8 protein-coding genes and 1 tRNA gene are annotated in these 12,963 nt (G+C 45.6%); 4 read left to right on the top strand and 5 right to left on the bottom strand.

The features are described from left to right. Positions 1–462: 462 nt before the first annotated feature. Positions 463–553, top strand: a tRNA-Ser gene (locus tag AB6E51_RS19475). 75 nt (positions 554–628) lie between these two features. On the opposite strand, the gene AB6E51_RS19470 is transcribed toward AB6E51_RS19475, so the two are convergent. Further along, the gene (locus tag AB6E51_RS19470; protein WP_372058202.1) at positions 629–2,755 is read right to left on the bottom strand and encodes a methyl-accepting chemotaxis protein; all 2,127 of its coding nucleotides are present in this window, start codon (positions 2,753–2,755) and stop codon (positions 629–631) included. Between the two features lie 193 nt (positions 2,756–2,948). Next, positions 2,949–3,869: a histone deacetylase gene (locus tag AB6E51_RS19465; protein WP_372058203.1), complete on the bottom strand. Its 921-nt coding sequence runs from the start codon at positions 3,867–3,869 to the stop codon at positions 2,949–2,951. Between the two features lie 262 nt (positions 3,870–4,131). Between AB6E51_RS19465 and AB6E51_RS19460 the strand changes: the two genes are divergently transcribed. Continuing rightward, complete coding sequence (locus AB6E51_RS19460) at positions 4,132–4,818, top strand: SDR family oxidoreductase (RefSeq protein WP_372058204.1); 687 nt, start codon at positions 4,132–4,134, stop codon at positions 4,816–4,818. A gap of 7 nt (positions 4,819–4,825) precedes the next feature. Next, on the top strand, positions 4,826–5,827 hold the full coding sequence (locus AB6E51_RS19455) for a DUF3080 domain-containing protein (protein ID WP_372058205.1): 1,002 nt from the start codon (positions 4,826–4,828) through the stop codon (positions 5,825–5,827). Positions 5,828–5,845: 18 nt separating this feature from the next. On the opposite strand, the gene AB6E51_RS19450 is transcribed toward AB6E51_RS19455, so the two are convergent. From AB6E51_RS19450 to AB6E51_RS19440, 3 genes are all read right to left on the bottom strand, one after another. Further along, a complete protein-coding gene (locus AB6E51_RS19450; protein WP_371725113.1) occupies positions 5,846–7,840 on the bottom strand; it encodes a DNA topoisomerase III in 1,995 nt (664 codons plus the stop codon). Between the two features lie 115 nt (positions 7,841–7,955). Continuing rightward, on the bottom strand, positions 7,956–8,504 hold the full coding sequence (locus tag AB6E51_RS19445) for an NAD(P)H nitroreductase (RefSeq protein ID WP_017059376.1): 549 nt from the start codon (positions 8,502–8,504) through the stop codon (positions 7,956–7,958). A gap of 207 nt (positions 8,505–8,711) precedes the next feature. Continuing rightward, positions 8,712–10,721 carry an NADPH-dependent 2,4-dienoyl-CoA reductase gene (locus tag AB6E51_RS19440; RefSeq protein ID WP_170967980.1) on the bottom strand — a complete coding sequence of 670 codons (2,010 nt, stop codon included), beginning with the start codon at positions 10,719–10,721 and terminating at the stop codon, positions 8,712–8,714. 279 nt (positions 10,722–11,000) lie between these two features. Here AB6E51_RS19440 and sppA point away from each other — a divergent pair, with 279 nt between their 5' ends. Continuing rightward, positions 11,001–12,851, top strand: a complete 1,851-nt coding sequence (gene sppA, locus AB6E51_RS19435; RefSeq protein WP_029235699.1) for a signal peptide peptidase SppA — start codon at positions 11,001–11,003, stop codon at positions 12,849–12,851. Positions 12,852–12,963 lie beyond the last annotated feature (112 nt).

Raw genomic sequence — 12,963 nt, 5'->3', positions numbered from 1 at the left:
TCCCTATCCCTCCACCACATTAAAGAAAGCCGCTGAGAAATCAGCGGCTTTTTTGCATCTGAAGCTTTTTAAAATATAAAGCTCATCTAACAAGACTCTACCCACCCTCATTTTAAGCCTATTCACTTTATGCCTAGTTTTAAATTCCGAGCTCAGAGTTCTAAGTTAAAAGCTCTTAGTTAAAAGTCCCTAGCTGAAAGTTCTTATGCCTAAGCCACTCCCCTCATAACTTTACCTGCAAGCCAATTAGATACTTTCTTTTTTAATAGCACAGAAACACTTCACGTATAACAAAAGTTGGGAATACTTGGCTTATTGAATATTAGATTTTGTCGGCTTCTTAATAAACCGAACAATAAATAATCATTCAGAACAAAAATACCAAAAAGCGTTCATAAAAAAAGCAGTCAGTTAATAAGGGTATTTACAAGCGAAAGCCACCCTTATATTATACGCGCCACTGGAGGGATGGCTGAGTGGTCGAAAGCACCGGTCTTGAAAACCGGCAACCGTTAATAGCGGTTCTAGGGTTCAAATCCCTATCCCTCCACCACATTAAAGAAAGCCGCTGAGAAATCAGCGGCTTTTTTGTATCTGGCGTTTACGTAAAGAGCTTACGTAGTTTCTACTACGCCACCTTTCGGCTCACTTCAAAGCGTCCAATCAATTGGTCTAAGCGGCTCAATGCATTGCCCATCAAAGAAACTCGACGTGCGAGTTGCTTAGTAGACAGTTGTAAGTCAGATATTGAACGTTGGGCTTTATCTGCCGTTTGTCCGTTTTTCTGACTGTTCTCATCTAGATTAGACATCGTGGTAAAGAGGTCACTCACCGCTGCTTGAATTTGTTCACTGCGGGTGTTTGAGTCTACTGTTAAGTTTCCCTTACTCACATTCTCCACGCCTCGCTCCATAGACTCAACAGCACTGTGAGACTTACTATGCAGCTCTTTCATTAGGTCACTAATATGGTTAGCAGCTTGTGAAGTTCGGTCAGCCAGAGTTCTTACTTCAGAAGCGACGACAGAGAACCCTCTCCCGTGTTCACCTGCTCTTGCCGACTCAATGGCCGCATTCAAGGCCAAAAGGTTAGTCTGCGCGGTAATGTCAGTAATGATATCTATAATGTCAGACACCTTAGTCATTTCATTATTCACCTCATTCACGCTATGCGCCGAGCTTTCTACGATATTGCGAACAATCTCCATGCCTTCGACGGACTGATTGTACTCCTTCTCTGCGCTCAGGACGGCTTGCTTCATCACCGTGTCCATTTGCGTTGCTGAGACACTCGCATGAGTAATTTCGCTCTGTTGATACTGACTCAACTGAAGCATATTGCTTAATGCTTGTGATGCATCATCACTGGTTTGCTTCATCACGACACTGCGACGAAACATCGATTCCGAAACCTCTCTAACTTCGTGACTCGCATGGATCAACTCACTCACCGTGTTATCTAAATTGTCGATAAAACTGTTAGTCCAGCGCCCTAAGTTGCCAAGTTCATTATGACTGAATGTGGTGGGATCAAGTCTCCGACTTAAGTTGCCATCACCTTCGGCTAAGGTCTGCATTACCCCGGTCATTTCATGAATCTTCTTCGCTAGTGGTTTGGCGCTAACTAAACGGAATAAGCCCAATGAAAGCAACGCGCAAGCGAACATAATGCCACTCTGCATAAAAGGTGTGAGTGTATAAAGGTTGGCAAACAGTAATGGAACAAATAGAGGCAGTAGCATGCAGCTGATAAAGTGCTTAGATAAGGTATAACTTAGACTTCGGTCTCTGTAGACCTCTTCTAAATCGGACTCACACATCATGCCAAAGGTATCTGGTGAACCATCCAATTGAAAAGTGATACCTTTGCCAATAACGGGTATGTGGCGATAGTCAGAATACCCCGGATAACCAATAAACAAGTTATTGCCATTTTTAATGGTTTCTCTTACGCCTGGGTGAAGCTGATTAGTGGCTGGGTCTGTAAAGCGAATCTCAAATTCGGTGTGGTGCTGGATCTTAACCGTTCCCCAATCAGTATGAATCCCTTGCTTTAAGTTCTCGCCGTGTGAAAAGGTATTATCTTCAAAGCGAGAACGAGAGAGCGCAACACCCGGCTGAGTATGAGGATCATGAATGGAGTCGACCATAAAGATATAGTTATCACCCGACTCGCTATAAATATGCCCCGCTTCTCTCTGAATAATGTCACCAATAACATCATTTGGAACACGACCACATAGGAATTGCTGCACCCCTTCATCCCGAGAAAAGGGAACATAAAACATCAGCGTCACTTGGTCATGAAACGATGAACTCGACGCTCCCACGTTCAACGTGCGTTGATCCATATACGGCCCATGAAGATAACGCTTTGAAGCCCCTTCAACTAAAGCCTTCTTATCTCCAAGAGTAACCCCGACATGCTCATGATAACTCGATGCTTGTGCTATCCCCTTAGCATCGACGATCGCCAACTCAGATAAATCCGTACTGCGTTTAAGAAGGCTAGCTAACGTCCCCTGAGCTTGTTCTTCCGTGCGACTAGCTAAATAAACCGCAGAGTCTTCTAAAAAATCCCATTGATTCTTGACCCAATTATGAAGAAGTTGAACTCGCGTGTGAGCAATACTTTCAAAAGCTTGTTCAAGCTCTTCCGTCCTACTTCTATTGAGGAAACAAGCTCTGCGCATAGCCAGTTTTCCTGTTGCGCCAAACCAATTAAGCCAACTACGTTCCTTGTCCGTCAGGTTCATTTTTATCCCTTGTGTTTTTATAGACACATGGGTAAAGCAATTTACAGACCACAATTAATCACACAAATACGTAACTAATTAATAAAAAAGCACTTTATATGAATCAAAATGGTGCAAGCGTGTCTTTTATGGTACAGGATTCGCTTATTTCACACCATCATTTCAATGAGCTATCAGGCGCTAATTTGAGAGGTTAACCGTAAACATGATAAGCCGCTTTTAACAGCTGCATGTGAATCGGCACCAGATCTTGGTGTTTAGTGCGGTACCCGCCACCGACTACGCATGCCATCGAAATAGACTCTGATTTCGCTAATTCAATCATCAAACAGTCGCGCTCGAATATCCCTTGTGTCGAGACATTCAAGTAACCCAATTCATCGTCTTGATGGATATCGATCCCCGCATCATAAATAATCAGATCAGGTTGATGGTGAGCAATCGCTAACTTAGTGACTTGTTCAAAACAACGTAAGAACTCTTCATCTTCTGTTTCACGACTTAACGGTACATCTAAATCAGACAGCGGTTTTCGTGCAGGAAAGTTTTTGTCGCAGTGGAATGACAGAGTAATGATGTCGTCGTTGTCTTGGCAAAGAGTTGCTGTGCCATCACCATGATGAACGTCGCTATCAACGATCAGCACTTTATCGATATGTTCAAAGGTCAGCGCGTGTTTTGCCGCTAAAACCAAATCGTTCAACAAACAAAAGCCACTTCCAAAATCATGATGCGCATGATGATAACCACCACTCAAATGAATCGCTAAACCAGTCTCTATTGCCATTTCAGCGGCCAAGCAGGTTCCACCACTTGAGTAGAGTGTTCTTTCGATAAGTTGCTCGCTCCACGGGAAACCGATACGTCTCATCTTTGCTGCAGGTAACTTACCAGACACGAGCAAATCAACATATTCGCTATCATGTACCTGTTTTACTTGCTCAACCGAAACCGGCGTTGGTTGGCACACTTCAAACTTGCACTTCCATCGAGGTTCGCTATTCATCAGCGCCTCAACAGCACTATGCAACAACTGATATTTGTTGATTGGGTAGCGATGACCTTCTGGTAAAGGTAACTGTGAATAGATTGGGTGGTAAATTAAAGGAATCATAATCAGGCTAATTGCGTATCTTTCTCAAAATCATAACAGCCTCAAACTTGGCGACAACCTTAATTAATGATAATGGTTATCATTGTTATTAATTATAAAGTAGAGACCATAATGAAAAACGTAATACTCATCTTTGGGGTGATCTGCGGCTCAGCGGCAGCAGTAATGATTTTTGTAGGAATGCTAATGGCCAGTTGGTGGAGCGTTGATTTTCTCGTGTTAAGCCATCAAACTTAACTAATTGAACTGAAAAGGAATCACCATGAGCGTTATTTTTATTACTGGAGCGAACCGCGGCATTGGCTTAAGCCTGACTCGACAATACTTGGAAAGTAATCACAAGGTGTACGCGACTTATCGTGATGACAATTCAGCAAAAGAACTGCTCTCACTCACAGACCACAACACCAACCTTACCTGTATTCAATTAGAGATAACCGATTACCAAGCAGTAAGCCAACTCCCTTCGCAAATAGAGTCGATTGATATCTTGATCAACAACGCTGGCTACTATGGCCCTAAAGGCTATGGGCTAGGTAATACCGATGTTGAAGAGTGGCGTCGTGTATTCGAAGTTAACACTATTGCCCCACTCAAGCTTGTCGAAACGCTATTGCCTCTACTAGAAGGCAGCCATATCAAAAAGGTCGCTTGTTTATCCTCTAGAGTCGGCAGCATGACCGAGAACACCTCAGGCGGAGGTTATATCTATCGCTCCTCTAAAGCCGCTCTAAACTCCGTGGTTAATAGCTTAAGCAACGACTTAACCGATAATGGCTTTACGGTGTTAGCACTGCATCCAGGCTGGGTACAGACCGAAATGGGTGGCCCTAATGCTCTGATCGATACCAACACTTCAGCTTCCGGCCTTATTAAAGTCATCGAGTCCGCGAATACCGGAGTAAGTGGTCACTTCTTCAATTTCGATGGCAACGAAATAGACTGGTAATCCACAGATGAATGCAGGCTCTCTCTCAAACCTAGTTAAGCACTCAACGCTGTTTTGTCTAACAGTGATGCTAACTGGCTGTTTCAGTAATGGCCCCGGCGACTTATTCGACGACTATCAAACTAAGGTCGCTAGAGTACAAGATGCTGAAGAACTCAAAGAGGATTGGGAGTTTGAAAGCCTACCGAGAAAACGAGAACTGCTGCTTGACGTGCCCTCACTCTCTATCGGTCTCATCGACAGCTATCAGCTTCGTCAGTGTAGACTGTTCAATCTGATAGCAGAAAGAAATTCGGTTCTAGGCAAGGTCGCAGATGAGTTTCGTAACTACGATTATCAAGTCGCGCTACTTGAAGGCTTAGGCAAGTGTTTATCCAGTACTGAATTAGACCCAGAGATCGTAGAATTACTCAATAAAATCGAGCAGCAGAAGCTCACACAGTTTCCGCTGCACCAATGGAATCTCATCTATGCCAGTGATGCGATGCAGTCACAAATGCGGGGTAGTCAGTGGTTACGCGCTGATATTGGCGATCAGGTAAGACAAACCGTTGATGCCTTACAACATATCAATCAAGCGTTAAACGTTCCGCTCGTTTCCGGCAAAACCACTGAGGTTCAAGAAGTACTAGAGAAGAGTTCAACGCTCGGAGATTTATACTATTCGCTGGCTCGTGCTTCGGCAGAGCTAGATACCATTACTAAGCAACTCACTACTTTTGATGGCAACATCATCTGCGGCAAGCAGCGAGACACCACTAAGTTTCGTTATCTCAACAATGTATTCGAGCAACAATACATAGGCAAGGTTCAGCCCTACATGGCGCAGCTGGATGGCTACTATCAGCAATTAGCCCCGCAACTAGGAATGTTTGACGCGCAACCTGAACTGCACAGTTATTACTTTCCCATTCAAGATGCACATCAAGCTTTTCGAGCATCAACTCGTCGCCATGTCGACTATTGGCAGCAGCTGTTTAAACGTTGTGGCCGTAAAGTCGGACGTTAATCCTAACCTCAATAAATCTTAGCTTTTAGTGCCCTTCTTAGCGGAAGTACCTTTCTTAGCATACGTACCTGTCTTGGCATAAGACTTCTTCGCACCACCGCCTTTACGGCGTTTAAAAGCTGGTCTTTCGACTTTAGGAAGATGACGTAGAGACTCAGGAACTTCGCCGGTTTTTACCTTGCCCATCAAACCATCAATCTTGCTTTCTAACGCTTGCATGAAAGGCTGATAAGCTTGATTTCGTTCTGCCATGCCTTGCAGCTGGTGCTCCCAGTGTGCCGTCATGTCTGGGAAGGTAGAGTCCTCAGGTAAAGCATGAATCAAGCCTCTGCCCGCAGGGCTACTATGAATACTCTTACCTTGGCGCGTTAGCAGTTGTCTTTTGAAAAGGGTATCTAGAATGCCTGCACGGGTTGCTTCAGTACCAAGGCCATCGGTCTCTTTCAAAATGGCTTTGAGGTCTTTGTTAGCAACAAAACGCGCGATACCTGTCATCGCTTGAAGCAACGTCGCTTCCGTGAAGTGCTTTGGTGGTTCCGTTTTCTTATCACCAATCACGCCTTCACGACACGTCAACACGGTTCCTTTCTCCAACGGTGGAACCGTATCCGTGCCATCGCCTTTCTCTTCGGTGTCTGTTTTGCCCATCAACACCTTCCAGCCGGGGTTGATAAGCTGACGTCCTTTCGCAATGAACACGCCACCAGCTATATCAAAGACCAGCTTAGCATCGGCAAAAACGGCAGGTGGGTAGAACTGCATTAGATACTGGCGAGCGATTTGCTGATAGATTTTCATCTCGTTGGCAGACAGGCCGTTCACCGATGATTTCTTCGGTGTTGGAATTATTGCGTGGTGAGCATCGACCTTACTGTCGTTCCATGCTTTGGATTTAAGAGAAAGATCCGCACCTTGAGCACCACTTTGCAGCTCTTTGGCATTGTTAGCGATAGCGTCTACGATCGACTCTCGCTGTGAGTAGTGCTCTTTAGGCAAATAGCGGCTATCAGAACGTGGGTAAGTGATGAGTTTGTGTTTCTCGTACAATGACTGACACGTGTCTAACACCTGCTGAGCACTCATACCAAAACGCTTAGACGCATCAATCTGCAAAGCTGACAGCGAGTAAGGCAGTGGCGCAGCTTGTTTACTTTGCTTTTGCTCTGATTCCGTCACCGTCGCGGGTTGATTCGCAATTCGGTTAGCCACATTCTCAACCAGCTTTCGATTGAGCACGCGCCCTTCTTCATCTTGCCATGGTTTACATGCTTCGCTTGGCTTCCAACGCGCACGAATATCAAAGCTCTGGCCGTGATTTTGATAAGGGATCAAAGCGTGCAAAGTGAAGTAATCTTTCGGAATAAAGTTTTCGATCTCTTCATCGCGCCTTACCACCAAACCAAGTACAGGCGTTTGTACTCGCCCGACCGACAACACACCTTGGTAGCCAGCCTTTTGACCCAGCAAGGTATAAGCACGAGTCATGTTCATGCCATACAGCCAATCGGCTCTAGAGCGCGCTAATGCGGAAATAGAAAGCGGAATAAAGTCACGGTTGCTGCGCATTTGAGAAAGTGCACGTTTTACGGCAGGTAAGTTCAAGTCGCTGATCAGTAGCCTGTCCATCGACTCTTTCTTAGCCTTAGAGACTTTGCAGTAATCAATCACTTCATCAACCAGCAACTGCCCTTCTCTATCCGGGTCTCCGGCGTGAACAATTTGAGTGGCGTCCTTCAATAGCTTTCGGATCACCGTGAGCTGTTTGCTTGAAGTCTTACGCGGTCTTAGCTGCCATTGCTCCGGCACGATAGGAAGATCGGCTAAATTCCACTTCTTATAACGGTCGTCATAAGCATCCGGCTCAACCTGCTCCAATAAGTGTCCAATACACCAAGTCACCACATCCCCATTGCCACATTTGATAAACCCTTGGTCTTTCTTTTGTGGATTAGGGAGTGCGGCGGCAATCGCGCGGCCGAGGCTTGGTTTTTCAGCAATAATAAGGCGAGACATGTTTTTCCAGATGCTACAAACAATTAGAGCCACATTATCTAATGTGGCTCTAATAAATCAAGAAAAACTGGTTGTTTATACAGTTAGCATTCCACTATTCAAGCTTCTGCTTTCTTTATAAGAACTCAACAAACTTAGAGAAGTCGCGCTCTGGCACTTTCATTGGTGTACAGCCAGGAGTGCCTAGGTATAGGAAACCAACAATTTCATCGTCGCCTTCTAGGCCAAATGCTTGGTGTACTTCTGGGTGGAACATCCATTTACCTGAGCGCCAAAAGCCTTGGAAACCTTGTGCGACTGCGGCCATTTGCATCGCCTGTGCAGCACAACCCGCAGACAGATGTTGTTCGATAGCAGGCACTTTCTCGTGCTCAGTTACTTTGGCAATCACAGTAATCACCATCGGAGCTCGGAACGGCGCTTTTTTTACTTTCTCGATAACCGCTTCTTCGCTGTCATCCGCTTCAGCGGCGCGCACCAAGATGTCTGAAAGCTTTTGTAGGCCTGAACCTTGCGCGATAACAAAGCGCCATGGTGTTAGTGCACCGTGGTCTGGAGCACGCAGCCCTGCTTTGATGATGTTTTCTAACGCCACACCTTCAGGTGCCGGATCAGAGAGTTTTGCGATTGAGCGTCTGTTGAGCAATAGATCCAAAGCATCCATTTGAAGTCCTTACTATTTCTTTATTATTTGTATACTTGAACTTTAGCACAGAATACAAACGATAATAAATCTCAACGGCTGTCCATTTAGGCTAGATTAGAAACAATAAAGGCTCCTAAATCTATGACTTAGGAGCCTTGTTCAAAATCTAACTCAGCAAATTAAGTAACAATATCTACTGATAAGATTACAGTTTGATAGCTGATTCTATAACTTAATCGCTAGCTCAACACCTTGACGAATTGCGCGTACTGCATCCAATTCACCCGCGTAATCGGCGCCGCCTATCACATGCAGTTTGCCACCAAACTCTTGCCACATGTCTTCGAATGGACGAACTGACACCTGACCTGCACATACGATAACCGAGTCAGCATCCAGCACCTGCTCTTTCTTACCAACGCTGATATGCAGACCTTGGTCATCAATCTTGTTGTAGCTCACGCCACCCAGTAGATTAACACCGCGTTTTTCTAGTGTGCGTTTGTGAATCCAGCCTGTAGTTTTGCCCGGACCTTTACCAACACGACCCGCTTTACGCTGCATCACCCACACCGTTTTATCGCTGAATGAATCCGGGTAAGGATACAAACCACCTGGGTGTTCCATGTTCTTATCGATGCCCCACTCATGCAGCCAATCATCTAGGCTGTGTGACGCCGGCTCGGTGAGCATGGTTGCCACATCGACACCGATACCACCAGCACCAACAATCGCGACCTTTTCGCCTACTGGTGTCTTTTCGCGAATCAAGGTTTGGTAATCGACCACGTTTTCTTGGTCAATGCCCTCAATATCGAGCTTTCTTGGCTCTACGCCAGCAGCCATCACCACTTCATCGTACTTCAACAACATCTCAAACGTTGCTTCCGTATCCAGTTTCAGATTCACGCCGGATGCATCGATTTGGTTAGCAAAATAACGAATCGTTTCTCTGAACTCTTCTTTGCCCGGTATCTGCATTGCTAATCTAAACTGGCCGCCGATACGGTCATTTTTCTCAATCAAGTCAACCTTGTGTCCACGCTGGGCTAGTGTCGTCGCACAAGCTAAACCGGCTGGGCCTGCGCCAACAACCGCAATGGTCTTAGTCGCTTGCGCTGGCTGAACAACAATTTCAGTCTCGTAACAAGCGCGTGGGTTCACCAAACAGCTCGCACGTTTACCTTTAAACACGTTATCAAGGCAAGCTTGGTTACAACCGATACAGGTATTGATGAACTGAGCTTGGTCTTGAGCTGCTTTATTAACAAAATCCGGGTCTGCCAAGAATGGACGCGCCATAGACACCATATCAGCCTGCCCAGAGCTAAGAATACGTTCGGCCTCTTCTGGCGTATTAATTCGGTTACATGTCACCACTGGGATCGACACGTATGGTTTCACTTTTTCCGTCACCCAAGAGAATGCACCACGTGGTACTTGTGTCGCGATAGTCGGAACACGCGCTTCATGCCAACCGATGCCGGTATTGATAATAGTCACGCCTGCTTCTTCCAGCTTTTGAGCCAATAGAACAACATCTTCAAAGGTGCTGCCTTGCTCAACCAAATCCAGCATCGACAGTCGGAAAATAATAATGAAGTCGTCACCCACTGCTTCGCGAATCGATTTAACAATCTCCAGCGGGAAACGCATGCGCTTCTCATAAGAACCGCCCCATTCGTCGTAACGCATATTGGTACGTTTACAGATGAATTGGTTAATCAAGTAACCTTCAGATCCCATAATCTCAATGCCGTCGTAACCCGCGACTTGGGCGAGTTCGGCACTGTTGGCAAAGGCACCAATGGTCTTTTTAATTTGGCGAGGGCTCATCTCACTCGGAGCGAACTTGGCGATAGGCGCTTTAATGCCAGACGCACTTTGCGCGAATGGGTGCATCGCATAACGACCAGCATGCAATAGTTGAAGCGCAATTTTACCGCCGTGCTTGTGGACGGCTTCGGTAACAACTTGGTGCGCTTTAGCGTGCTTTACTTTACTGAATTCAGCACTGAATGGGGTTAATCTGCCACGTAAATTAGGAGAGAAACCACCGGTAACAATAAGGCCAACGCCTCCTTTTGCTCGCTCTTCATAAAACGCGGCGAGTTTGTGGAGACCTTCTTTATTTTCTTCTAAACCTGTGTGCATTGATCCCATCAATACACGGTTACGTAACTGAGTAAATCCAAGATCGAGTGGTTCAAGTAAATGTGGGTACATGGCAGACATCACTTCTATTATTTTATCCTTGTGGTCTGACCACAGTATAGTTCAATTACCAAAAGTTCAAACAACCGTTTACATTTTTGTAACACCGATCATAATGCTGCACGTATTAATCGTTCAGAAGCCCTTAATTTGACTACACTTAATGAGAATATATATCGATTAACAATTCTTGGTGTAGTTTGAGCTTGGGAATTATCGTAGGATACTAAGCAGTTCATATTATTGAGATTAATGGTACTACGGCTTGTTAAAGCGACGTGATCTCACTGCGGAGACAGAATGAAAAAAATATTCAAATTTATAGGCATGTTCTTTAAAGGGATTTGGAAGCTCATTACGTTTGTACGTCTTGCGCTGGTTAACCTAGTCTTTTTACTCAGTATCGCCATCATCTACTTTGTGTACTTCCATTCAGATACGGCTCAACCGACGGTTCCTCAGGATTCGGCTTTAGTGCTTAATCTGTCTGGCCCTATTGTGGAACAAAGCCGCTATATCAATCCGATGGATTCGGTCACAGGTTCACTACTTGGCAAAGACCTTCCAAAAGAGAACATCCTGTTTGATATCGTTGAAACGATTCGCTACGCAAAAGACGATGACAAGGTTACTGGTATCGTTTTAGCTCTCAAAGAGCTGCCAGAAACCAACCTGACCAAGCTACGCTACATTGCTAAAGCATTGAATGAGTTCAAAGCAACAGGCAAACCGATTTATGCGGTGGGTGACTTTTACAATCAAAGCCAATACTACCTAGCCAGCTACGCAACTAAGGTCTTCCTATCACCAGATGGTGGGGTTCTTCTTAAAGGCTATAGCGCTTACTCGCTTTACTACAAAACGTTGTTAGAGAAACTAGACGTAAACACGCACGTGTTCCGTGTGGGCACTTATAAGTCAGCTATTGAGCCTTTCATTCGTGATGACATGTCAGACGCAGCGAAAGAGTCCGCTTCTCGTTGGTTAAGCCAACTATGGGGTGCGTACGTTGATGACGTCAGCAACAACCGTCAAATAGACGCTAAGACACTGAACCCAAGCATGGACACCTTCTTGAAAGAACTTGAGTCTGTGGACGGTGACATTGCAAAACTGGCCGAGAAACTTGGCTTAGTGGATGAGCTAGCGACACGCCAGCAAGTTCGACTAGAGCTTGCCGATGTTTTCGGCAGTGACGGCCAAGACAGCTACAACGCGTTTGGTTACTACGAATACCGTACAACCATGCTTCCAAACATGACTAGTGAATCACACGACGTTGCCGTGATTGTAGCGAGCGGCGCAATTATGGATGGCAAGCAACCACGTGGCACCGTTGGCGGCGATACCACAGCAGCCCTACTGCGCCAAGCACGTAACGACGATAAAGTGAAAGCGGTTGTACTTCGTGTCGATAGCCCAGGTGGCAGTGCCTTTGCTTCTGAAGTTATCCGTAATGAAATAGAAGCGATCAAGCAAGCGGGTAAACCGGTTGTTGTGTCGATGTCGAGCCTTGCTGCTTCGGGTGGTTACTGGATCTCGATGGGTGCGGATAAGATCCTAGCTCAGCCAACCACACTAACGGGTTCAATTGGTATCTTCAGTGTTATCACCACCTTCGAAAAAGGGTTGAACGATATTGGTGTTTACACTGATGGCGTTGGCACCTCACCTTTCTCAGGTCTTGGTATTACAACTGGACTTAGCGATGGCGCGAAAGACGCGTTCCAAATGGGCATTGAAAACGGATACCGCCGATTCATCAGCCTAGTTGGAGAAAATCGCGGTCTGGAAGTCGATGCTGTCGACAAGATTGCTCAAGGTCGAGTTTGGACAGGTCAAGATGCGATTCAGAAAGGCTTAGTCGATGAGATTGGTGATTTCGATGATGCGGTTGCAGCTGCGGCTTCACTTGCAGAGCTTGAAAGCTACAACATCTACTGGGTAGAAGAGCCACTTTCGGCCACTGAACAATTTATTCAAGAATTTATGAACCAAGTTCAGATGTCGATAGGCCTAGATATTCAATCGATGATACCAAGCAGTTTACAGCCTGTTACTCAGCAGTTAGCTCAAGATAGCCAGCTGTTAGGCAGCTTTAACGACCCACAAGGCCGATACGCTTTCTGCTTAAATTGCCAAGTTCAATAAGTTGAGCCAATAACTCAATGACTAAGGGGTACCTCTGTGTGAGGTGCCTCTTTTTATTGCATGATAATTCGCTATAATCGCCCCCCTGTTCCCTACATCACACTAAGTATTA

The sequence above is a fragment of the Vibrio sp. 10N.247.311.47 genome, from assembly GCF_041467535.1.
GTDB classification, from domain to species: Bacteria; Pseudomonadota; Gammaproteobacteria; order Enterobacterales; family Vibrionaceae; genus Vibrio; species Vibrio crassostreae_C.
The sequence above is the reverse complement of the archived record's forward strand: the minus strand, read 5'-3'. Positions and strand labels throughout refer to the sequence as shown.